The following is a 22,679-nucleotide window of genomic DNA, read 5'->3' as shown; positions in this document are numbered from 1 at the left end:
AGATGTGTATAAGAGTCAAGTCTACCACAATTCCGTGTCCGCGGTGGCAGCTTCGGAGTCCAGCTCCGGCGGTGGCGGCGGTGGTGGCTTTTCCGGCGGCGGAGGCGGCGGCTGCGGCGGTGGAGGCGGCGGCACGTTTTAACCTGCGAGTTTCGATAGTTCATGCAAAAGGGTCCGACGGAATGTTTCCGTCGGACCCTTTCATATCTGGACACGATCGCGGAGAGAGTTGCGATCGCGTCCAGGCACGGGCGTGTGTCCGTACCGCCTATGTGTTTTCCCCTGCGGGCGCGTTGGGCGTCAAGCTGCCCTCAAGACGTCCAATTCCTCGCAGGTTAGGCACTGAGGTCTAAACCGTAAAGATACATCTCTCGCGGAAGCAGACTGCGCTCTTCGCGTGTCGATTTGTATCTCCCTAAACGCTTCATGCCGCGGAGCTCGTAGAACGACCATCTGCAATCGCTGTCGGTATACAGATACGCCTTAAGATCGCCGAGTGCGGCGTAGTACGAAGATACGGCGTCAAACAGCACCGTTCCGATTCCGAGCCCCTGTGCCGAGGGGTCTACAACGAGCAGCGTGATTTCATTGTCGAGTGTAAGGCCGCTCGATGCCAAGAGGCGCTCGTCTACTTTGCGCATGCCGTCGTACCACGTTTGGAACGTGTGGGCGGCTTTGGCGTCGTAGGAATCCATGGCGCAAGCCGATTTTGCTTCGATGGTCGCCCAACGGGATAGATCTTGATTGTAGTCGTTTTCCGAGCGGGCGAGGATGATGCCGCGCGGCGCACCGTCGATAAGGGCTACCTGTGAGAAGGTGGATACCGAGAGGCAATGCGCAAGATCGCATGTCGCCTCGAGGGTGCCAAAGGCAGCGTCGGGGACGTCATCGTCGTCGTGCCATAGCGTACGGACGATCTCGACAAGCGGTTCGAAATCTTCATCTTCAAATGGTCTGTACAGCACGGTCGACACGCAGCGCACCTTTCTCTCGGCAGATTTAATACCACCGTTTGGGGCGCGGAATATGGTGCCTTCATGTTCACACGTCAACTGCGTCATTTCTACGCGAAAGCGCCATCGCCTCTCGGTATTTTCTTCAAATAACATGCGTATCGCCTGCGAGTTGGCGTGTCGATGCGCTACATTAGAGATGTATGTGAAAGAGGGGGTCGATGCCGCAACTTTTGCGGTATCAAGGCCCCTTTCGCGACAAGGAGGAAGGCATGGCCGCTGATGTGAAGATCGGGCGCGCGCTTATCTCGGTCACCGATAAGACCGGCGTCGTCGATTTCGCACGAGCACTGGTTGACGATTTTGGCGTTGAGATTATCTCGACGGGCGGAACCGCCAAGGCGATTGAGGCTGCGGGCGTTCCCGTTACCCCGATTGAGGAGTTTACCGGCTACCCCGAGATGATGGATGGCCGTGTGAAGACGTTGCACCCCAAGGTGCACGGCGCCCTGCTGTGCCGTCGTGACTCCGAGGAGCACATGGCTCAGGCCAGCGAGCACGATATCAAGATGATCGATCTCGTGGCGGTTAACCTGTACGAGTTTGAGAAGACCGTTGCCTCTCCCGATGTGACCTTTGCCGACGCCATCGAGCATATCGATATCGGTGGCCCTTCCATGCTGCGCTCTGCCGCCAAGAACAACGACTCGGTGACCGTGGTGTGCGATCCCTCCGATTACGCGATGGTTCTCGACGAGATGCATCGCCACAAGGGCGCAACCACCTTGGGCACGCGTCGTCGCCTGGCTGCCAAGACCTATACGCGTACCGCCGCCTACGATACCGCTATCTCCACGTGGCTCAACAGCTACTTGGCAGAGGAGGCCCCCGAGGCTCCCGCCTCTGCTGCTTTTGTTCCGCCTGCGGCAATCGATCTGCATCTCGAGAAGGTCGAGGACCTTCGCTATGGCGAGAACCCGCATCAGGCCGCTGCCGTCTATCGCTTTGCCGATGAGTTTGGCAACTTTGCCTCTTCGACAAATCCGCTCGTTGGCGCCAAGCAGATCCAGGGCAAGCCACTCTCCTATAACAACCTGCTCGACGCCGATGCCGCTTGGAATGCCGTGCGCGAGTTTGATGAGCCTGCTGCCATCATCCTCAAGCATCAAAATCCCTGCGGTTCTGCTGTTGCCAAGACGGTGACCGAGGCCTATGATCGCGCCTTTGCATGCGATCCCAAGAGCGCCTACGGCGGCATTATCGCCTTGAACCGCGAGGTTCCCCTTGAGCTTGTGGAGCACTTTGCCGATCGCGACAAGCTTTTTGTCGAGGTGCTCATTGCCCCGTCCTTTACCGACGAGGCTCTGGAGCGTTTGAGCCGCCGCAAGAACCTGCGCGTGTTGGAGACCGGCGCTGCCGATGGCCACGCTCACCTCGAGGCTCGTACCGTTGACGGCGGTATGCTCGTTCAGGCCGTGGACACCGTTTCCGAGGATCCCTCGACCTTTACCTTCCCCACGACTCGCAAGCCCACGGACAAGGAGATGGACGACCTCCTGTTCGCTTGGCGCGTGGTGAAGACCGTTAAGTCCAACGCCATCTTGATCGCCAAGGATCAGTCCGGTATCGGTATGGGACCTGGCCAGCCCAATCGCGTCGACTCTGCGCTCTTTGCGTGCGAGCGCGCCGAGGAGACCTGCAAGCGCATGGGCGTTGAGGCGGGCGGCTTTGCTGCTGCGAGCGATGCGTTCTTCCCGTTCCGCGACAACGTGGACGTGCTTGCGGCCCATGGCGTGACCGCGATTATCCAGCCCGGTGGCTCGATGCGCGACGAGGAGTCCATCCAGGCTTGTGACGACCACGGTATCGCTATGGTGTTCACAGGTGCTCGTCACTTCCGCCACTAGGAGTTTTTGCCGAATCCTGTTGTTTGTTCGAGCATTGGGATTTGGCTTTTGCTAAAGGCGTCCCAGCTGGGCAACCTGCCGCATGAGCGTGCAGCATCTTGCTTTTGCTGGGGCGTTTTCGCTATCGAGAGTTTGGCCCGTGCGCTTTTTCGAAGCCTGCGGGAATGGCGGGGTGCATGCCCCGCGTGCTTAGACGAAAAGGAGCCGTGTCTGCCATGACGGTGCGTGACGAGGATCTTTTCTCCAATCCCGAGGACCTTCGTGCCTACAGGGAGTTTTGCGAGACGCAGCAGGCTGTACCGGATTTTCAGCTCGATCAGCCCGCGCTTGTATGCCGCTGGCGCATGGCGCGCAGACAGGTTCCTTTGCTTAACAGACATATCCGGGCTCTTTCGCAGCGCTTGGTACAGGGTCGCCCCCTCACCACCAATATGCTTTCTTGGGCAAAGCAGCACGTGGAGTGGTCTCTTGCCGAGGGTACCTATGCGGATCCCAACGGTGTGCTCATGCTGGTGATTGACGTAAACGGTAACGCTGCCATGACCGTGGGCGCTTACGAACCCCTGGCCTCGACTTCCCATGATGCACTGTGCGCGCGTGCCGAGCTTGCTCACGCCGAGCAAATTGAGACGGGTGTGGCTCCGGAGGCGCTTTGCTGCGTGAAGTCGGGCACGCTTTATGTGGCTGCCGCGGAAGGCGAGCACCTGTGTGGCTCAATGACGCTGGTTGAGCAGCTAGCGGCAACGCGTGGCTATCACGTGTTGCGCGCGACGCCTGGGGCCGCGGACGATATCGTGCTTTCGCTAAACGACCTTGGCGGTGCGCATGTGCTTGTCTCCGATGAGCACGGCGTGGTTGTGGAGGACGCTGGTCAGGGAGATTCGGCAGAGGATCGCTCTATTGCCGAGTTCTTGGCCACGGGCGTATCAAAGCTCTTCTCCTAACGGGACGCTTGCTTACATTGTTGCCACATGCGGTGGCATCGCCTTTGTCTCGTCCATAATGGAGGGCAACCGAAAGGGGCTTTTCCATGTCGAAGATCTACATCGTCGAAGATGACGACGCCATTCGCACAGAGCTCGCCTTGGCGCTTGAGCACAACGGCTATGAGGCGCTTGCTTGCGCGACGTTTGACCATGTGGTCGACGACGTGCTGGAGGCGTCTCCCGACCTTGTGCTTCTCGACTTGAGCCTACCTCAGACGGACGGGCAGTTTATCTGTCGCGAACTGCGCTCGCATTCGGACGTGCCCATTATCGTGCTTACCTCTCGCACGACGGAGGTCGACGAGGTTATGAGTATGACGCTTGGCGCCGACGACTTTATTCCCAAGCCCTATAGCCTGCGTGTTCTCATTGCGCGCATGCAAGCGCTTTTGCGTCGCAGCTCCTCCGCGCAGGGAAAGACTGTGTTGCGACATGATGGGCTTGAGCTCGATGTTGCCCGTTCTCGCGCGCTGTACGAGGGCTCGGAAGTCGAGCTGACCAAAAACGAGCTGAGGATCTTGAGTTTGCTTATGCGCCATGCGGGAACGATTGTCTCGCGCGAGGCCATCATGCGCGACCTTTGGAATTCCGATACGTTTATCGACGACAACACCTTGACGGTTAACATCAATCGCCTGCGCGCTACGCTCGATAAGATTGGGGTACATGGGTATCTGACCACGCATCGCGGCCAAGGCTATTCGGTGTAGCGGCTTATGGGCAGGTATTTGAGGTCACATGGCGCTGTGGTGCTGTTGCCCCTGCTCGCTACGGGGCTTGCCTGCAGCGTTTTGCTCACCACGAGCGTGTACGTGCAGATCGTGGTCTTGGTCGCCCTTATTGGAGTTGCCGGCACGCTGATCGGCGCTGTGTCGGACTGGCTTCGTCACCGGAAGTTCTATCGCGGGCTCGAACGCTGTGCAGAACATCTCGAGAGCGTTTCTTGGGCGATGGAGATGATGGAATATCCGGAGGATGCCGAGGGCGAGGCCGTGTATGACGTCATCCGTGCTATCGCTAAGGCTGCAAACGATGAGGTCGCAGGCTATCGCCGCCAGACTGCGAATTACCGAGAGTATGTCGAAACGTGGGTGCACGAAGCGAAGACGCCGCTGGTTGCAGCCTATTTGATGCTCGAAAACCTGGATGATGCCCTTGTGAACAATGTTCAGCCTCAGGAGGTGCACGAAAAGGTCGATGCTCTGGCGGAGGAGGTTGACTGCGTTGAGGGATACATCGAACAGGCGCTGTTTTACGCTCGCTCGGAATCGCTCGACCGCGATTATGTAGTGCGAAATGTCTCCTTGCAGTCCATTGTCTCTTCGGCACTTAAGCGCAACGCGCGTGCGATGATTTCTGCCCATGTGGCGCCCGTTTGCCGCGGCCTTGAGCTTGGGGTGTTTGCCGACGAAAAATGGGTTGAGTTCATCTTGGGGCAGCTCATTCAAAACAGTGTGAAATACGCCCGCGACGAAGGTGCTCAGCTACTCTTTGCGGCGACTCGTGCGAACGCAGGGGGCACTGATGATTGCGTGAAGCTTGTGGTTCGCGACAATGGCTGCGGCGTTCCTGCCGCAGATTTGGACCGTGTGTTTGACCGCGGCTTTACCGGCGAGAACGGCAGAAACGGCAAGCGCTCCACTGGTATTGGGCTCTATTTGGTCAAGCGCCTATGCGACAAAATGGGGTTGGGAATCGTGGCCCGCTCCGAGCATGGGGAATTCTTTGAAGTCGAGATCACGTTCCCAACCAATCATATGCACTATTTTGAGTCGTAGACATGGTGACGGGTTTGGCGGCGGATGCCTGCCTTTAGGCGCCCGCATAAATAAAGCCCCGGTCTTGTGGCCGGAGCTTTATCGAATGCGTTTGATGACGATTGGGCGGAGCGTCGAGCTACTTCACAACTAGGATGTCACACTCGGTGTTCCTAAGCAGGAACGTGGAGATGGAGCCGAGCAGGGCGTACTTGATCGAAGAGAGGCCGCGAGCGCCGCAGAGCACCAGATCGGGCTGAATAATGTCGAGCATCTCGTCTTTGAGGGTCTCGCGAATGCGGCCGGCGCGAATGATGACTTCGACTTCGGGAATATCGGGGTTTGCCTTTGCTTCCTCAACCTGCTTTTCGATCGAGTTCTTAAATGCCTCCTCAAGGCCGTTTACCAAATCAATGGGGTAGGAACCGGCGGACTCGAGCGCTGTCGAGTCAATTACATGGCCGATGATGAGCTTGGCTTTGTTATTCGCGGCGACCTTGATAGCGCGCGCGAGAACAAAATCCTGCTGTTCAGTGCCGTCGAGCGCGACGAATACTTTTGAATAACCCTCGTTCATGTTTGCCTCCTCAATGGCTCTGCAGCTCCTTTGGCTGCGTTGCCTTACAGCGGTTATACCCGGCTTTAATCACCCGGTACCTCTAAATTCTGTAAATGACGCTGCTTTTTTTCGAGCATGCCTGCAGCGTGGGATAATGGTGCACGGAGTTGCTGCGGGTCCATGGCCGCAGCTCAGGCGAAAGGCTTCTTTTGGATATCATCGAACTGCTTAAATCGGCCTTCCTGGGTCTGGTCGAGGGCATCACGGAATGGCTGCCCATCTCGTCTACCGGTCATATGATCTTGGTCGATGAGTTTATCAAGCTCAACGTGAGCAAGACATTTCTCAACATGTTTTTGGTGGTTGTTCAGCTGGGTGCAATCCTTGCTGTCTGCGTGCTGTTTTTTCATGAGCTCAATCCGTTTTCGCCCAGCAAGGGCAAGGAGGGGCGCCGCGACACGTGGAAGCTTTGGGGCAAGATCGTGCTCGGATGCATTCCTGCGGCGGTTGTCGGCTTGCCGTTGAACGATTGGATGGAAGATCATTTTTACAATGCTCCCGTGGTTGCCATCGCGCTGATCGTCTATGGTATCGCTTTCATCGTTATCGAGACGCGCCGTGCCCGCACGCGCGAGACCGTGGATGTGCTGCCTGGCGCGCGTCCTGCCGGCGCTCATTTTGCAACGCCTTCTGTGAGCGAGGATGACGGCGGGGACTTTGGCTCCATCGCCACGCTGGATGATCTGTCTTGGAAGACTGCTTTGGGAATCGGTTTGTTCCAGGTGCTCTCGCTGGTGCCGGGCACGTCGCGCTCGGGTTCGACCATTATCGGCGGCTTGCTTTTGGGCTGCACGCGTGCGATGGCGAGCAAGTTTACGTTCTTTTTGGCCATCCCCGTCATGTTTGGTGCAAGCGCGCTCAAGCTCGTCAAGTTCTTTATCAAGGGCGGTACGTTTGGTGCGTCCGAGGCGGCGATTCTGGGCGTGGGCTGCGTGGTTGCGTTTGTTGTTTCCCTCGCGGCCATCAAATGGCTCATGGGCTTTGTGAAGCGTCACGACTTCAAGGTCTTTGGCGTCTACCGCATCGTTTTAGGCGTGGTCGTACTTGCGTACTTCCTCGTCGCTGTCCCCGTGCTGGGGCTATAGCGCTTTTTGCTTGTGGTGATGGTGCGCCGTTCGGCTTGGGCTGAGCGGCGCTTTTGCTATACCGCGACGACGTGCTCGGGCATGATGCCTCGAACAAGATAGTCGACCTGTGCCTTGAGCGTCATGCGGCGCAAGGTGTCGTTGGCCTCCTCGGTGCAGTAGGCGGTATGCGGCGTGACGATGCAGCGGGGGTGCTCGATAAGGGCGCGATTGGGAGCGGTCTCATCGGCAAGGACATCGAGAGCGGCAGCGCGGATGCCGCGTGTGCCGTTGCTGGAGATGTTTTCGTCCAACGCGGCGAGCAGCGCTTCCTCGTCGATGACGGGGCCGCGGGCGGTGTTGATCAAGAAGGCGCTAGGCTTCATGGCCTCGAGCTCGTGGGTGCCAATGAGTTTTTCGGTTTGCGGAATAAGCGGGCAGTGCAGGCTCACCACGTCGGAGACAGCGAGCAGCTCGTCGAGAGTTTCGGCTTTAGTGCAACCTGCTTGGGCAAGGTCCTCGCGGGTCTTGGTAGGCGCCCACACCACGACGTTCATGCCGAGCGCCTGCACGATGCTTGCCATGGCGCGGGCGATGTTGCCAAAAAATACGAGGCCGATTGTTTGCCCCTGCGTGCGGTGCGCGGTATAGCCTCCAGTGGGCTCCCAGGCACCGGCGAGTACTTCTCGGTTGGAGAAGGTGATGCTGCGCATGAGGTCGAGCATGAGCCCTGCTGCGTGCTGGGCGACATCGAGGGAACAGTAGCCAGGGCAGTTGGTGGTGATGATGCCGTGCTGTGCAAGGGCCGACACATCGACGTGATTGATTCCGATAGACATGCTCGAGACGATGCGGATGCCCGCGTCCGCCATGGCGCCTGCCGTCTTTGGCGATACAGGGCCGAACTCGCCAATAAAGCCCTCGCATCCAACCATCTGTGCGGGGCTGGGGTCGACAAGCGGTTCATGTGCGCACCCGATGAGCTCGATCTGATCGTCTACGCCCCATTCTTTCAGGATCTGCTGGGCCTTTGCTGTCGAGCCGTCCACCATGTAGTACAGGATGCGATGCGCCATTGGGTTTTCTCCTTCGTTTATTCGCCCCTCATTATGCGACGGCGTGCGCGCTTTTGCGAGGAGGAGGGAATAACGTAACGCCCGCGCCACAATCGGTATTGTGGTGCGGGCGCGTTATATGAAGGGACTGTGAAAATGTGACACATTAAACCTGTCGACTTTTTGTCACATTGGTGCCCGCTCGTGAGCCCCTGATGGTCACAGGGTTGCTTGCCCCGCGCGTCCGTGCGGGCGGCTATACTGGTACGGCTCATGTGTCTGGCGCCATCGCGCCGTTTGGAATGGAGTTCTATTCATGGCGTACGCCGTCGATATCGATTCGCTCAATCCCGCCCAGCGCGAAGCCGTGCTTACTACCGAGGGGCCGCTTCTGGTGCTTGCCGGCGCCGGTTCCGGTAAGACTCGCGTGCTCACCTTCCGCATCGCTCACATGGTTGCCGACCTGGGCGTGCGTCCGTGGCAGCTCCTTGCCATCACCTTTACCAATAAAGCTGCGGCTGAGATGCGCGAGCGTCTAAGCTCTCTTTTGCCGGAGGGCACGCGTGGCATGTGGGTATGCACGTTCCACGCTATGTGCGTGCGCATGCTTCGCGAGGATGCTGATCTTTTGGGCTATACCGGCCAGTTCTCCATCTACGATGATGACGATTCTCGCCGCATGGTGCGCGATATCATGCAGGCGCTTTCCATCGAGCAAAAGCAGTACCCCATCAACATGATTCGCTCCAAGATCTCGGCGGCGAAAAACGCCATGATCGGCCCGGACGAGATGAGCGCCCGCGCGTCGAGTCCTCAGGAAGAGAAGGCCGCGCGTGTTTACGCAGAGCTGGAGCGTCGCCTGCGTGCCGCGAACGCGATGGACTTTGACGACTTGCTCGTGCGGACGCTTGAGCTTTTGCGCAGCCGCCCCGAGGTGCTCGAAAAATATCAGGAGCGTTTCCGCTATATCAGCGTAGACGAGTATCAGGATACGAATCACGTGCAGTACGAGATCGCGAACCTGCTCGCTGCCAAGTACAAGAACCTGATGGTTGTGGGCGACGACGACCAGTCGATTTATTCCTGGCGCGGCGCCGATATCTCCAACATCCTTGACTTCGAGCAGGATTTTGCCGATGCCAAGGTGGTTAAGCTCGAGCAGAATTACCGTTCGACCGGCCATATCCTTTCGGCGGCAAATGCCGTGGTGCGCCATAACTCGCAGCGTAAGGACAAGCGTTTGTTCACCGCCGCGGGCGATGGCGAGAAGATTCAGGCCTATCAGGCAAGTGACGAGCGCGATGAGGGGCGCTGGATCGCCTCGGAAATCGACAAGCTTCATGACGGCGGCACTCCGTACGACGACATCGCCGTGTTCTATCGCACGAACGCGCAGTCGCGTATCTTGGAAGATATGTTCCTGCGCGCAGGCGTGCCCTACAAGATTGTGGGCGGCACGAGGTTCTTTGATCGTGCCGAGGTGCGCGATGTGATGGCCTATCTCAAGATGGTGGTGAATCCTGCCGACGAGATGAGCGTCAAGCGTGTGATCAACACGCCCCGTCGTGGTATCGGCTCCACATCCATCCAAAAGATTGAGATGCTTGCCGTCTCCAACCGCTGCTCGTTTTTCCAGGCGTGCGAACTCGCTTGTGCCGAGACAGGCATGTTCTCGGCCAAGGTTCGCAACGGCCTGGCCGATTTCGTCAACATCGTGCGCCGTGGTCGCCGTATGGATGGCGAGCTCAAAGACGTGGTCGAGGCTATTGTGGAGAGCGCGGGTCTTGTCCAGGCGTATCGCAGCGAGGGCACGATGGAGGCCGAGGGGCGCGCCGAGAACATTCAGGAATTCATGGGTGTAGCTGCCGAATTCGAAGAGAGCCACGAGGATATCGAGGGCACCTTGGAGAGTTTGGAGGAGCTGCGCGCTGCCGGTGTCGGCGACGTGCCACAGTCTGCTCCGGCGTCCACGCTTGCAGATGCGCCTTTCGCGTCAAGCGCGGCGCAGGCCGCCTCGGAGATCGAGCGCACCTATGGTCCGCTGGCGTGCAAAGCGCTTCCTGCGCTGATGGAATGGCTCGCCCTTCGCTCGGACCTCGACGCGCTTTCGGGCCAGTCGAGCGCCATCACCATGATGACTATCCATTCGGCAAAGGGTCTGGAGTTTCCTGCGGTATTCGTTGCCGGCATGGAAGAGGGCATTTTCCCGCATGTTGCCGGCTTTGGTGGAGAGGACGCGGCGAAGCTCGAGGAAGAGCGTCGCTTGGCATATGTTGCTATCACGCGTGCGCGCAAGCGCCTATTCCTTACCTATGCTGCCACCCGTCGTACCTACGGCTCTACGCAGGCCAATCCTCGTTCGCGCTTCATGAATGAGATTCCCGATGAGGATATCGAGTTTTCCGGTATCGGATCATCCGGTTTTTCCGGCACGGGCTGGGAGAAGCGCGGCGACCGCCGTGGAACCTTTGGATCCGGTCAGGGATCGGACATGTACGGTGGGCGCGTGTTTGGCTCGTATACGCGTTCGACGGGAGGCTCAGGCGCTTCTGCCGGGTCGTATGACAGCTTCTTTGGCGTGGCGGGAACCGAGCGCCATCGCGGCGTGAGCCCCGATGCGGGTCGCAAGCCAGCTACGTTTGGCAGCGGTGCCGCGCGTCCGCGTCAACAGAAGGCATCCGCTCCGGTCGAGCAGCGCCGTCCCGATGCCGCGCGTGCTGCCGAGGTCTTTGCCGTGGGTGACGCTGTGAGCCACAAGACGTTTGGCGCCGGCACCGTTATCTCGGTCGATGGCGACATGATCGAGGTCCAGTTCGAGAAGAGCGGGAAAACCAAGAAGCTCATGAAGGGTTTCGCCCCCATCGTCAAGCTGTAGCCCCATCGGCACGCTGTAGCACCGGATCTTCACCCTCAATCGTCGCTTGCGTACTTAAGTACGCGGCGCTCCTCTTTCGGGCGAACCTCCGGCACTACAGCGCGCCGATGACCTGGTCCCGCAGGGGACTAGCTGGGGACGTCGGGCGCCGCACGCTAGGCGCGGTACCCTCCTCTTTTGGGCGAACCTTCGGCACTACAGTGTGCCGATGGGTCTTGATCCGTGCGGAACGCCGGATAGGCGTGTGGTTACTACCACTCCACGATGCCTGAGGCACGATTGGGGCGTATCGCGCTATCATTCGGGCATAGCGATAATTACGGGCGATAAGCGCTCGCGGTGGAAAGGGAACGAACATGGCAGACGAACTCTATGTTGGCATCGACGTGGGCGGTACTTCGGTCAAGATCGGCGTTATGACCAAAGAAGGTGACGTCGTTGCCAAGGCGGGCGTCCCCACGCCTCCGCTGGTTGACGAGGCCGGTTATACCGCCGTCACGGATGGCGTCAAGTCCGTGCTCGAGGGTGCCGATGTCGATGCTTCCCTGCTCAAGGGTATCGGCCTTGCAGTTCCCTGCCCCGTTCCTGCCGACGGAAACATTTCTGTCATCGCCAACCTGAGTCTCAATTTGTTGGGCGTGCACGACGCGCTCCAGGCTTCCTTCCCGGGCGTATACGTTGGTTTTCTCAACGATGCCAACGCGGCCGCTATGGGAGAGCTTTGGCGCGGCGCCGGTGCGGGCTATAACAGCCTCGTGTTCGTGACGCTCGGCACTGGCATCGGTGCGGGCGTTGTGTGCGACGGCAAGGTTCTTGCAGGTGCGAACGGCGCTGCGGGCGAGCTGGGTCACGTGATTGTCAATCCTGCCGAGACGCGTCAGTGCGGCTGTGGTCGTTATGGCTGCTTGGAGCAGTATGCTTCGGCTACGGGCATCGTGAACAGCTATCGCTTGGAGTGCGAGAAGCGTGGTAGCGAGCCTGTTGAGCTTTCCGGTCCTTCCGATTCGCGCAGCGTGTTCGAAGCCCTCGTTGCAGGCGATGAAGCCGCGCGTGCCGCTGTCGATACCATGGCAGGCGCTCTGGGTTTCGAGCTCGCCAACGCCGCATGCTCTTTCGATCCCGAGGTCTTCGTGCTGGGCGGTGGCGTTTCTGCCGGTGCTGAGCATTATCTTGACCGCGTGACCGAGGTGTTCAAGAAGATGACGCTGTCTTGTTGCGCGGACACGCCCATCACCGTTGCCTCTCTTGGCAACGACGCCGGCATGCTCGGCGCCGCCTACTACGCGGTGACCAACGCGTAACACGCCTTGTCATATCGATCACAGCAAAAAGGGGGCGCCTCAGACGAGGCGCCCCCTTTGCTTGTTGGCGAATACAGCTCGCCTTGCACTAGACGAGAGTGATGAGCTTCATCAGCAAATCGACAGTGCCAACGTTGTAACCGGCGGTTGCATAGACGCCGCGCAGGCTGCCGTCGGGCTGCTTGCAGGCAAGCACCGTGAGCGGCAGCTTCTCGGGATTCGCAAACATGCGGCGAGCGAGCTTCTCGGGCAGCTCGGTAAAGTCGTCGTAGGCGATGGTCGCGCCGGTGAGCGTGGGAAGCGTGCGAGCGAGTGTGGGGTCATCGAGTTGGGCGGGGTCGCTGATCACGAGGACGAGCGGCAGATCGGCTTCGGCGACGCGCTCTGCCTGCTCACGAAGCTCGTTGAGCAGGTGCTCGGTAGGCTCCATTCCAGGCTCCAGGAACGAGATGGCAACCGGGTGTGAATCCGATCCGTGCTCGGCAGCGATTTTTGCGGCATCGACAACGTTGCCGTCGGCGTCGCACAGGGCGAAGGCCTCGAGTGCGATATCCTCGAGCATCTGTGATGCCTCGGGCTCGCGCAGGACGAGTTCGATGGGCTTGTCGGTGCCTGCGTCGCTTACATGGAAGGTGCGCTCGGCTGCCTGCGTATCGCCGTTGGGCAAGCGCGTGCTGCACACCAGGCGATAATCGCCGGCGGGAAGCGGCAGCGTGCACGAGCCGTCTTGGACCGAGGCGCCCCAGAAGTCGAGGGCCTCGAAGCCCAGCGCGCGAGTTCCGGCAACCGTAACGCTTGTCTCCAGACGGGCAACGCTCCAGGCCTGGAAATATCCAGGACCGGGCTCCACGGTGGAAGTGAACGTGACGTCGGCGGTATGCTCGGCGCGCTCGACGGCCACAAATGCGCCCTGGTGGTAATACTCGATGGCGCGATCATGCGGGTTTTGACGAGCGGCGATACCAAAGGTGCGGCAGATTGCCACGAACAGCGCGCGGCAGGTGACGGGGCTGCCCTGGCGAGAGAGCCAGGCACCGCGCGGGCTGGCGCAGAGCTTCTTGACGTGCTCGGAAGCGGTGAAGTCGAGGTTTTCGCAAATCATGTCCCAAACACGGCGCGGGTCTGCGCGGAACCCCTCGACTGTCGTCGCGTCAAAAGTCTCGACAAAATAGGAGCGGAAGCTCGAGAGCTGCTCGAACATGATGCGCGGAGCGAGGACGTACTTGACGTAGAGCTCCTCGGCATCGTCTTTTGCGCCCTCGCGCTCGAGGTAAGCGATGGCGGCGTCGTGCATGGCGCGGGCGCCGGCCAGATGGTCTTCCAAAACATCGGCGGTAAGGTCGCGGAAGTCCTTTGAGGTGAGCGTCGAGAGCAGCTGGACGCGATCGGCGCCGTTGTCCACGGAGAGGAAGCGATCAACTTCGGGGGCATTGGCAAAAGCCTGCTCATAATAGGCGAGACATTCGTCTTTGCCATGGCCTGCGGCGTTTGCCAGGCGACGCGCCTCCTCGACAAAGCCTGCCACGCGCTCGGTGCGCATCTGGTCGGCCTCTTGCTTGCGAGCACGGCCAGATGCTGTCTGTTCGGGCGTGAGGGGGCAGGAGGGGGCGGGATGGTCTGCCGGTGCGTGGACGTCGATATCGCGCCATGCGGCGGCTGCAGCCGTGTCCACGTCGTGCAGGGTAAGTTCCACGTGATCGCACTCATCGGTGTCGACCAAGGCATCTGCCATTTGATGTTCGGTTGCGGCGATAACGCGCAGAGTGCCCTCGCCGATCACAATCTGGGCATGGCCGCATTCATCGGTGATGAGGTGCGCGATGTCGCCCCATTCGGCGGAGTTTACAAGCGTCAGGCGCACGTAGGCATTGCGGACGGGCGCGCCGTCCTCACTGGTGACCGTAACCGTGAGCTTAACGGTGGGGCCGTAGGCCGCCGTTTGGTTCACGATGACCTGACTGCCTTCGCGCGCGAGGATGCTGCGATCACGCTCAAAATCGCAGCCGTAGTCGGAGAACAAGCGGGTGTGCACCAGCATGGCGCGTCCGGAGGCGGCGGTGAACCAACCGCGGTTAAGCGCCTCTTCGGGCTCGCAGGCGCCCAGATAGTACCATTCGCCATCGACATACGCTTCGACCCAGGCGTGGTTGTCATCGCAATGGGCCCAAAGCGGGGTGTAAATCTGACGAGCGGGGATGCCGTTTGCGCGCAGTGCGGTGACCAGATAGGTTGACTCTTCGCCACAGCGGCCATTGCCGGAGGCCAGCATGCCCAGCGGTCCCAGGGTGCGCTCGTCGGCAGTCTGATAGGTTGCGGTCTCACAGCACCAGTAGTTGGTCTCGAGCACGGCGTCGTGCGCGCTCATGCCCGCGATGCGTTCTGCAAGCTCCTTGCGCAGGATAGGCCAGGAATCGACAAACGGCTCGTTGTTCACGCGCGGGGTTGCCACAAAGTGGATAAAGATATCTTCGTCAACATCGCGGCACCACGGCGAGGTGGTACGAAGCTCGACGGCTTGGCGTGCGATGGATTCGAACACGGAGAAATCGGCGTCGAATACGTCGGTGAGCGGTAGGGTGCCATAGTAATTTTTGATGAGCGCAGCGACGTCGGCGTTGTCGACACGGGCAAGGCCCGCGGCGATGGTGCTCGCGAGCGGCTTGAGCAGCTCGGCACGCTCGTCAAATTTAGCTTGGGCAAAGGATGCGAAGGCGGGGGAGAGAATACGCATGTGTTAGTTCTCCTTGATCTTGACGGCCAAGACGGTGTCAACGGGATCGGGCAGATAGGGCGAGGGACCCAGATCGGCGAACGCGATGTCGGGATAGTCGCTGTGCGTCCAGCTGGTAGAGAGCTTGACCTCGCTGCCATCGCGCAGAAGGCGAATGGACTCGATGCGATCTTTGGGCACGCCCATGAGCGGCACGGGGCCCAGGGCATTCTCATATAGATGGAAGTAGTACGTATTGCCGTTGCGTGTGATGCGACCCCACTCGGGGCGCTCGGGCTCGATGGGGCCGCCTGCGGCCATGCCCGCGCCGTAGATGCTCTGGGAGTTGCGCGCCATCCAGGCACCGATCTCCTTCAGGATGGCGCAGGACTGCTCGGGGAAGCGACCTGTCGCGTCGGGGCCCACATTGAGAATAAGATTGCCGCCCTTGGAGACGCACTCCACCAGCTTGTGGATGAGCAGCGACGAGGGCTTGTAGTTGGTGTCGGTAGAGCAGTAGCCCCAGTTGTCGTTCATGGTGATACAAGATTCCCAGGCAAGGGGGTTGCCCTCAGCGTCCAGGATGCCGGTCGGCGGGATGATGCGCTCGGGCGTTACGAAGTCGCCGTGATAGGGTGTGGGGTTGCACTCTGCGAGCGATCCGTAGCCCTCACCCGAGACCTCGAGGCGATTGTCGGTGATGACCTGCGGCTGCAGCTCGCGCACCATGCTCATGAGCTCGGTTGCGCGCCAGGTTTCGCCGCGCATCTTCATGCCGTTGACGGGCGAGTCGTAGGCAAAATCGAACCACAGCAGGTCGAGCTTGCCGTAATTGGTGCACAGCTCGCGCACCTGCTCGTGCATGTAGTCGAGATAGCGGTTGAAATCGCGTTTATCGTTGCAGCCTGCTACGGGGTCGTTGCGCAGCGGGGCCTGGCGATCGCCGTACTGGGGGAAGTCGGGGTGGTGCCAGTCGATGATCGAGTAGTACAGGCCTACTTTTAGACCCTCGGCACGAAACGCCTCGAGGAACTCGGCGACGATATCGCGCCCAAAGGGAGTCTTGGTTGATTTCCAGTCGGTGGTCTGGGTGTCGAAGAGGCAAAAGCCGTCGTGATGCTTTGCGGTGAGTACGGCATATTTCATACCGGCCTCACGTGCGGCGCGTGCCCAGGCGCGGGCATCGAAGGCATAGGGGTTGAACTCATCGAAGTAGGGCTGATATAGTTCCTCAGGCATCTCCTCATCGCTGCGAACCCATTCGCCGCGAGCGGGGATGGAGTACAAACCGAAATGAAGGAAAAGGCCAAAGCGATCGTGCAGGTACCATTTCATGCGTTCGTTATACCGAACGCGGTCAAACTGATAGGTCATGGCAATCTCCGTTCTGCTGCCGACGTTTTGTGTACAAATCACGTGTTGTGGGCCGTGAAAGGTAGTTATTTAGGTGTGAGCGGTAAGTCGACCCACCGTTTACCTGCTCGGATAGTCATGTTAAAGCATCGTAAACGGAGAAACAGGGCGAATTTAATACAATAAGATGTGATGCGTGGTTCTTCGCGGAGACGAAAGACTTCGAAGGCCGCGTAGAGGAAAAAAGGGTGCCCGCGATTCTGGATGGCTCGCAGGCGCGAAAGGAGAGTATTCATGGACTTGGAAAACAAGCTTAACCCCGCCGTTTCCCGCCGTGGTTTCGTCGGTGCCGCTGCTGCTGGCGCCGCCGCTCTCGGTCTTGCTGCTTGCGGCAACACCGGTTCCGACACCAAGGGCTCCGCAGCCGGCTCCAGCTCTAGCTCCGTCGAGGAGATCGTTGCTGACAAGGACGGTTTCGTCGTCAAGGCTGAGAAGACCGACGGCAAGGCCCCCAAGAACGAGTGCGTCATCGCGCTCGAGGGCGAGATCCAGAACATGCACCCCATGAACTGGTCCGACGGCAACTCCGGCAACGTCGTGTACTACATCTACGATTCCCTGTATGCGTTCGACGAGGACTACAACCTCATCCCGAAGGCTGCCGACTCCTATGAGGTTTCCGAGGACGCCTGCACCTACACCTTCCATCTTCATGAGGGCATCACCTTTGAGGACGGTACGCCGCTCGATGCAGACGCTATCGTCACCAACTATCAGGAGTGCATCAAGAAGGAGAACGGTTGGCGCCGCCGCCGCATGTTCATCCGCACCATCGATGACAACACCGAAGAGACTCGCATCGACAACGTGTACAAGGTTGACGACGATCCGTTGAAGGTCGCTTTCCACCTGCCGAAGCCCTACGCTCCGTTCATGAACTCCATCACGCAGTTCTACATCGTTAATCCTAAGGTCGTCACCGATCCGGATTACGATTACGGCAAGAAGTCCGCTGGCTCTGGTCCTTACGTCCTCGAAGAGTATGCAAAGGGCGACCACTGCTCGCTCGTCAAGAACGACAAGTACTGGGGCGGCCAGAAGGACGAGGGCGAGGTCACGATCGACCGCGTCGATTTCAAGATCATTCCCGAGGCTGGTTCCCGTATCGCCGCTCTTCAGACTGGTGAGGCTACGGTCATTTACCCGATGCCGACCGACCAGGTCGCTACCGTCCGCAGCGCTGGCGACATCAACATGGTTTCCATGCCCTCCACCACCATGCGCTATGTGACTCTTAACACCAACGTCAAGGAGCTCTCCGACGTTCGCGTGCGTCAGGCCATGAACTACGCCTTCAACCAGGACGAGTACGTCAAGGTTATGTACGCTGGTGCCGCTACCCCGGCTACCTCCGTGCTCCCCGCTCTCGTTCCCGGTTACAAGGAGCAGGAGCCGTTTGCTTACGACCTCGACAAGGCCAAGTCCCTTCTCAAGGAGGCCGGCTACGAGGATGGCTTCGAGGTCGAGATCATCGGCGATAACTCCACGCAGGAGACCAAGGGCATGACCTTTGTCATGCAGCAGCTCAAGAAAGTTGGCATCGAGGTCAAGGTTGTCCCCAACGAGGCCGCTACCAACGCCGAGATCGCTGCCGAGCCCGAGGACACCACCAAGATTCAGATGTGGTACGTTAACTGGTCCCAGTCTGACGCTGACGGCTTCATGCGTTCGCTGCTTTCCACCGCTATGACTCCTCCGACCGGCTACAACACCGCCTTCTGGAAGAACGAAGAGTTCGACAACGAGCTCCAGCTTGGCAACGAGGGCAAGACCGAGGACGAGCAGAACCAGCACTACGCCAAGTGCCAGGACATCGTCTGGCCCGAGTGCCCGTGGCTGTACCTCGCTTCCGACAACACGCTGATGTCCTACAAGGCTTACCTTACCGGCATCAAGTACGTTGCTCAGGGCATCGACGTCACTCACGCTAAGCTCAACGCTTAAGGCTGCGCGTGTTTGATTCTGTAAGCTGACAAGCAAGCAGTTTTGGCTGCCGGCCTCCCGTCCGCGGAGGCCGGCAGTTTTGCGGTTTGATTGTCCTTGATTTGAAAGGGGAGGGAGCTAAATGGGGAAATACACCGTTAAGCGAATCATCAACATGATTCCGCTGCTATTCGTTATCTCCATCATCATCTTCTTGTTCATCCACCTTATCCCCGGTGACCCCGCCCGCCAGATTGCCGGTCCTACCGCGACCATCGGCGAAGTGGACGAGATTCGTAACCAGCTTGGTTTGAATCAGCCTTTGGTACCGCAGTACATCAAGTGGATTACCGGTATTTTCACGGGTAATTTCGGTGTCTCTTATGCCAATAAGACCACCGTCATCGCGCTCCTTGCGCCCCGCCTGCCCATCACCATCTACCTGACCATTTGCTCCATTACTTGGTCTGCGATCATGGGTATCATCATCGGCGTTCTTGCCGCTGTGAACCGCGGTCGTGCGTTCGATCTTATCGGCATGGTTATCGCCATCGCCGGCATCTCGCTGCCTAACTTCTGGCTGGGTCTGCAGCTCATGCAGATCTTCGCCGTGAACCTGAGGATCCTGCCTACAGGTGGTCTTGAGTCGTGGAAGGGCTACATCCTGCCCTCCATCGCCATGGGCGCGGGCATCATGTGTATTCTGGCGCGCGTGACGCGTTCTTCGATGATTGAGAACCTGGGCAAGGATTACATTCGCACGGCACGTGCCAAGGGTCTGCCCGAGCATCGCGTGATTATGCGCCATGCGTTCAAGAACTCCTCCATCGACGTCATCACCGTCACCGCGCTTCAGATCGGCGCATTGATCGCCGGTTCCGTCGTGGTCGAGTCGGTTTTCTCGATTCCGGGCCTCGGCCGTCTGCTCGTCGATTCCATCGGCTTCCGCGACTACGAGGTTGTGCAGGCGCTCATTTTGTTCTTCTCGCTGGAGTACATGGTGATCAACCTGCTTGCGGACATCCTGTACGGCATCATTAACCCGCGCGTGCGCTACGAATAGGAGGTTGCCATGTCTGATACCACTGCTAATGCTGCCTCCGCAACGCGTGAGGCTGAGGAGCTGCCGAAGGCGCAAAGCCCCGTTAGGCAGTTTGTCAAAAAGTTCTTGCGCCGCAAGACCGCCGTTATCGGCTTTCTGTTTATCGTCTTCATCCTGATTCTTGCCGTGATCGGACCCAACATCACGCCGTACGATCCCAACGCGTACGACTACAGCGCGATTTTGGCTGGCCCTTCCGCTAGGCATCTGTGGGGCACCGACGAGTTTGGCCGAGATGTCTTTAGCCGCATCCTTGCCGGCACGCAGCTGTCGCTTGGCACGGCGCTTACCGCTTCGATCATCGGTACCGCCGCGGGCGTCGTCTTTGGTCTTATCGCCGGCTTCTTTGGCGGCATTGTCGACTCCCTTATCATGCGCGTTTGTGACGTTATGTTCGCGTTCCCGGGCATCCTGCTCGCCATCGCCATCGTGGCTATCATCGGTCCGGGCATCACCAACATCATGATTGGTGTTGCCGTTTTCACGGTGCCGTCGTTTGCGCGCATTATTCGCGGCGCGGTGCTCGAGGTGCGTGGTGAGCTGTACGTCGAGGTGGCGCAGTCCATTGGCTGCTCGTCCGCTCGCACCATGTTCGTGCACATCTTCCCGGGTACCATGCAGGCCCTCATCGTCAACTTCACGATGAACATCGGTGGCGCCATCCTTTCGGCATCATCCCTGTCCTTCCTGGGCTTCGGCGCATCCGTGACGCAAGCCGAGTGGGGCGCGATCCTGTCTCAGGGCCGCAACTACCTGGCTATTGCTCCGCACCTGGTCCTTTTCCCCGGCTTGGTGATTTTCTTGACCGTGCTTGCCTTCAACCTGTTCGGTGACGGTCTGCGCGACACGCTCGACCCGCGACTGAACTAAGGAGGCCCTGATGTCTGAAACTCTTTTGGAGGTCAAGGACCTCAGAACGCAATTTAAGCGTGGCAAGAAGGATTGGATTACGGCGGTAAACGGCGTGTCCTTTAATGTCAACGCTGGCGAGATCGTGGGCTTGGTTGGCGAGTCCGGCTGCGGCAAATCCGTAACCTCGCTTTCTGTCATGCGCCTGCATAACGAGCGCCTGACCAAGATTTCCGGCTCCATCAAGTTTGGCGGCAAAGAGGTTCTCGACCTCACTACGAGCGAGATGCAGTCCATGCGCGGCAACGAGATGTCCATGATCTTCCAGGAGCCCATGAGCGCTCTTGACCCGATCATGCGCATCGAGGACCAGCTTGCCGAGGCCATTAGCCTGCATAACAGCAACATGAGCAAGGCCGAGATTCACGAGCGTTGCGTTAACTCCCTCAAGCTCGTGGGCATCCCCGAGCCCGAGATGACGCTTCGCAACTATCCGCACGAGCTTTCGGGCGGTATGTGCCAGCGCGTCATGATCGCTATGGCTATGTCTTGCGAGCCCAAGCTTCTGATTGCCGACGAGCCCACCACGGCTCTCGACGTGACCATTCAGGCGCAGATCTTGGCGCTGATGGAGGACATTCGCAACCGTCGCAACACCGGCATCCTGCTCATCACGCATGACTTGGGTGTTGTTGCCGAGACCTGCAGCCGCGTCATCGTTATGTACGCTGGCAATATTGTCGAGGAAGCACCGGTCAAAGAGCTGTTCGCTAACCCGCAGCACCCCTACACCGAGGGCCTTATCGCTTCGGTGCCGCGTTTGGGCAAGCGCCTGCATCGCCTGCCGTCCATCCCCGGCTCCGTTCCCGATCTGTCCGTCATGCCCGAGGGCTGCCGTTTCGCTCCGCGCTGCAAGTATGCACAGGACTCCTGCAAGCAGAAGCTGCCTGAGCTCCAGACGGTTGCCGAGGGCCATCGTTGCGCGTGTCCGTTCTATCGCAATGCTCGAGAGGGGGCTCAGCAATAATGAGTGCAACTGAGACCAAGCCGTTGCTGTCCGTTCGTCACCTGAGCAAGAAGTTCCCTGTGGGCAAAGACTTCTTCGGTCGTGCCAACAAGTTTGTGCACGCGGTGAACGACGTGTCCTTTGACATCATGCCCGGCGAGACGTTCTCGCTCGTAGGCGAGTCCGGCTGTGGTAAGTCCACCACCAGCCGTCTGATCAACCACCTCATCAAGCCCAACGAGGGAGAGATTCTCTTTGAGGGCAAAGACGTGGCGAAGCTCTCCGAGAAGGAGGTTCGTCCGCTGCGTGCCGAGATGCAGATGGTGTTTCAGGACCCGTATGGATCGCTCAATCCTCGCATGAAGGTGCAGGACATTATTAGCGAGCCGCTGCTTGTTCACACCAAGATGAGCAAGGGCGAGCGTCTGAAGAAGGCGCAGGAGCTGCTCGAGGTCGTTGGCCTTTCGGCCACTCATGGCGAGCGCTATCCGCACGAGTTCTCTGGCGGTCAGCGTCAGCGTATCGGCATCGCCCGCGCGCTTTCGGTTAACCCCAAGCTCATCATGGCCGACGAGCCCGTTTCGGCACTTGACGTGTCCATTCAGGCTCAGGTTCTGAATCTTCTTCGTGATGTTCAGGAGCAGTACAACCTGACGTACCTCTTCATCTCCCACGACCTTGCTGTTGTTGAGATGATTTCCGATCGCATTGGCGTCATGTACTTGGGTTCGCTGATGGAGGTCGCTCCCAACGAGGATCTTTACAGCAACCCGCTGCATCTGTATACGCAGGCCCTGCTTTCCGCTGTGCCCATCCCCGATCCTTCGATTGAGAAGAAGCACGTGCTTATTGAGGGCGACCTGCCGAGCCCCACGAACATTCCTTCGGGCTGCCCGTTTCACACGCGCTGCCCGCATGCTACCGAGAAGTGCAAGACCGAGGTTCCGCAGATGAAAGAGCACACCCCGGGCCACTTTGTGAAGTGCCACTTCCCGGGCGTGAAGATCTAACAGATCGTTCGGCATATATATGCATCCAGGGGGGAGACGTCCAAGAACGCCTCCCCCTTCTTATGTGACAGCAAAACGACAGGTTTATTTTGTCACACTTTCACATGTCCTTCATATCGTGTGCTGGGTGACGAGTCCCCTCGCGAGAT

17 protein-coding genes are annotated in these 22,679 nt (G+C 59.1%); 12 read left to right on the top strand and 5 right to left on the bottom strand.

Features of this window, described 5'->3' with window-relative positions; all coding sequences use genetic code 11:
* Window positions 1-335 precede the first annotated feature (335 nt).
* Entirely contained in the window at window positions 336-974 is a 639-nt protein-coding gene (locus tag BQ9843_RS08260) for a GNAT family N-acetyltransferase (RefSeq protein ID WP_075844637.1), read from the bottom strand.
* Between the two features lie 251 nt (window positions 975-1,225).
* Here BQ9843_RS08260 and purH point away from each other — a divergent pair, with 251 nt between their 5' ends.
* The 4 genes from purH to BQ9843_RS08240 all read left to right on the top strand — a co-directional run bounded on the left by purH (window position 1,226) and on the right by BQ9843_RS08240 (window position 5,624).
* Entirely contained in the window at window positions 1,226-2,860 is a 1,635-nt protein-coding gene (gene purH, locus BQ9843_RS08255; RefSeq protein ID WP_075844636.1) for a bifunctional phosphoribosylaminoimidazolecarboxamide formyltransferase/IMP cyclohydrolase, read from the top strand.
* Window positions 2,861-3,075: 215 nt separating this feature from the next.
* On the top strand, window positions 3,076-3,804 hold the full coding sequence (locus BQ9843_RS08250) for a hypothetical protein (RefSeq protein WP_195906648.1): 729 nt from the start codon (window positions 3,076-3,078) through the stop codon (window positions 3,802-3,804).
* Window positions 3,805-3,890: 86 nt separating this feature from the next.
* Entirely contained in the window at window positions 3,891-4,556 is a 666-nt protein-coding gene (locus BQ9843_RS08245) for a response regulator transcription factor (RefSeq protein ID WP_075844635.1), read from the top strand.
* Between the two features lie 6 nt (window positions 4,557-4,562).
* Window positions 4,563-5,624: a sensor histidine kinase gene (locus BQ9843_RS08240; protein ID WP_075844634.1), complete on the top strand. Its 1,062-nt coding sequence runs from the start codon at window positions 4,563-4,565 to the stop codon at window positions 5,622-5,624.
* 118 nt (window positions 5,625-5,742) lie between these two features.
* Here the strand turns inward: BQ9843_RS08240 and BQ9843_RS08235 are convergent, their stop codons facing one another.
* Window positions 5,743-6,180, bottom strand: a complete 438-nt coding sequence (locus tag BQ9843_RS08235; RefSeq protein WP_022386794.1) for a universal stress protein — start codon at window positions 6,178-6,180, stop codon at window positions 5,743-5,745.
* A gap of 191 nt (window positions 6,181-6,371) precedes the next feature.
* Between BQ9843_RS08235 and BQ9843_RS08230 the strand changes: the two genes are divergently transcribed.
* Window positions 6,372-7,307 carry an undecaprenyl-diphosphate phosphatase gene (locus BQ9843_RS08230; RefSeq protein WP_075844633.1) on the top strand — a complete coding sequence of 312 codons (936 nt, stop codon included), beginning with the start codon at window positions 6,372-6,374 and terminating at the stop codon, window positions 7,305-7,307.
* A gap of 56 nt (window positions 7,308-7,363) precedes the next feature.
* Here the strand turns inward: BQ9843_RS08230 and BQ9843_RS08225 are convergent, their stop codons facing one another.
* Window positions 7,364-8,362, bottom strand: a complete 999-nt coding sequence (locus tag BQ9843_RS08225; RefSeq protein ID WP_075844632.1) for an NAD(P)-dependent oxidoreductase — start codon at window positions 8,360-8,362, stop codon at window positions 7,364-7,366.
* Window positions 8,363-8,657: 295 nt separating this feature from the next.
* Between BQ9843_RS08225 and BQ9843_RS08220 the strand changes: the two genes are divergently transcribed.
* Window positions 8,658-11,216, top strand: a complete 2,559-nt coding sequence (locus tag BQ9843_RS08220; RefSeq protein ID WP_075844631.1) for an ATP-dependent helicase — start codon at window positions 8,658-8,660, stop codon at window positions 11,214-11,216.
* Window positions 11,217-11,572: 356 nt separating this feature from the next.
* A complete protein-coding gene (locus BQ9843_RS08215; protein WP_075844630.1) occupies window positions 11,573-12,517 on the top strand; it encodes an ROK family protein in 945 nt (314 codons plus the stop codon).
* Window positions 12,518-12,605: 88 nt separating this feature from the next.
* Here BQ9843_RS08215 and BQ9843_RS08210 read toward each other — a convergent pair whose 3' ends face one another.
* Window positions 12,606-15,248, bottom strand: coding sequence for a transglutaminase-like domain-containing protein (locus BQ9843_RS08210; protein WP_075844629.1), 2,643 nt, complete (start codon window positions 15,246-15,248; stop codon window positions 12,606-12,608).
* A 3-nt stretch (window positions 15,249-15,251) separates the two neighbouring features.
* Complete coding sequence (locus BQ9843_RS08205; protein ID WP_075844628.1) at window positions 15,252-16,601, bottom strand: alpha-L-fucosidase; 1,350 nt, start codon at window positions 16,599-16,601, stop codon at window positions 15,252-15,254.
* 273 nt (window positions 16,602-16,874) lie between these two features.
* Here BQ9843_RS08205 and BQ9843_RS08200 point away from each other — a divergent pair, with 273 nt between their 5' ends.
* The 5 genes from BQ9843_RS08200 (at window position 16,875) to BQ9843_RS08180 (ending at window position 22,530) form a co-directional block, all read left to right on the top strand.
* On the top strand, window positions 16,875-18,584 hold the full coding sequence (locus BQ9843_RS08200) for an ABC transporter substrate-binding protein (protein WP_075844627.1): 1,710 nt from the start codon (window positions 16,875-16,877) through the stop codon (window positions 18,582-18,584).
* A 121-nt stretch (window positions 18,585-18,705) separates the two neighbouring features.
* Window positions 18,706-19,626, top strand: a complete 921-nt coding sequence (locus BQ9843_RS08195) for an ABC transporter permease (protein ID WP_022386804.1) — start codon at window positions 18,706-18,708, stop codon at window positions 19,624-19,626.
* Window positions 19,627-19,635: 9 nt separating this feature from the next.
* Entirely contained in the window at window positions 19,636-20,535 is a 900-nt protein-coding gene (locus BQ9843_RS08190; RefSeq protein WP_022386805.1) for an ABC transporter permease, read from the top strand.
* A gap of 10 nt (window positions 20,536-20,545) precedes the next feature.
* On the top strand, window positions 20,546-21,541 hold the full coding sequence (locus BQ9843_RS08185; RefSeq protein WP_075844626.1) for an ABC transporter ATP-binding protein: 996 nt from the start codon (window positions 20,546-20,548) through the stop codon (window positions 21,539-21,541).
* Window positions 21,541-22,530 (top strand): ABC transporter ATP-binding protein, encoded by a 990-nt coding sequence (locus tag BQ9843_RS08180; protein ID WP_075844625.1) that lies wholly within the window; start codon window positions 21,541-21,543, stop codon window positions 22,528-22,530. The genes BQ9843_RS08185 and BQ9843_RS08180 overlap by 1 nt, the downstream gene beginning before the upstream one ends.
* Window positions 22,531-22,679 lie beyond the last annotated feature (149 nt).

The organism is Collinsella bouchesdurhonensis (assembly GCF_900155365.1).
GTDB lineage: Bacteria > Actinomycetota > Coriobacteriia > Coriobacteriales > Coriobacteriaceae > Collinsella > Collinsella bouchesdurhonensis.
The sequence above is the reverse complement of the archived record's forward strand: the minus strand, read 5'-3'. Positions and strand labels throughout refer to the sequence as shown.

Coding starts and splice junctions, on each gene's coding strand:
- purH (WP_075844636.1), top strand. CDS start 1,226: ATGGCCGCTGATGTGAAGATCGGGCGCGCGCTTATCTCGGTCACCGAT.
- BQ9843_RS08250 (WP_195906648.1), top strand. CDS start 3,076: ATGACGGTGCGTGACGAGGATCTTTTCTCCAATCCCGAGGACCTTCGT.
- BQ9843_RS08245 (WP_075844635.1), top strand. CDS start 3,891: ATGTCGAAGATCTACATCGTCGAAGATGACGACGCCATTCGCACAGAG.
- BQ9843_RS08240 (WP_075844634.1), top strand. CDS start 4,563: ATGGGCAGGTATTTGAGGTCACATGGCGCTGTGGTGCTGTTGCCCCTG.
- BQ9843_RS08235 (WP_022386794.1), bottom strand. CDS start 6,180: ATGAACGAGGGTTATTCAAAAGTATTCGTCGCGCTCGACGGCACTGAA.
- BQ9843_RS08225 (WP_075844632.1), bottom strand. CDS start 8,362: ATGGCGCATCGCATCCTGTACTACATGGTGGACGGCTCGACAGCAAAG.
- BQ9843_RS08220 (WP_075844631.1), top strand. CDS start 8,658: ATGGCGTACGCCGTCGATATCGATTCGCTCAATCCCGCCCAGCGCGAA.
- BQ9843_RS08215 (WP_075844630.1), top strand. CDS start 11,573: ATGGCAGACGAACTCTATGTTGGCATCGACGTGGGCGGTACTTCGGTC.
- BQ9843_RS08210 (WP_075844629.1), bottom strand. CDS start 15,248: ATGCGTATTCTCTCCCCCGCCTTCGCATCCTTTGCCCAAGCTAAATTT.
- BQ9843_RS08205 (WP_075844628.1), bottom strand. CDS start 16,601: ATGACCTATCAGTTTGACCGCGTTCGGTATAACGAACGCATGAAATGG.
- BQ9843_RS08200 (WP_075844627.1), top strand. CDS start 16,875: ATGGACTTGGAAAACAAGCTTAACCCCGCCGTTTCCCGCCGTGGTTTC.
- BQ9843_RS08195 (WP_022386804.1), top strand. CDS start 18,706: ATGGGGAAATACACCGTTAAGCGAATCATCAACATGATTCCGCTGCTA.
- BQ9843_RS08190 (WP_022386805.1), top strand. CDS start 19,636: ATGTCTGATACCACTGCTAATGCTGCCTCCGCAACGCGTGAGGCTGAG.
- BQ9843_RS08185 (WP_075844626.1), top strand. CDS start 20,546: ATGTCTGAAACTCTTTTGGAGGTCAAGGACCTCAGAACGCAATTTAAG.
- BQ9843_RS08180 (WP_075844625.1), top strand. CDS start 21,541: ATGAGTGCAACTGAGACCAAGCCGTTGCTGTCCGTTCGTCACCTGAGC.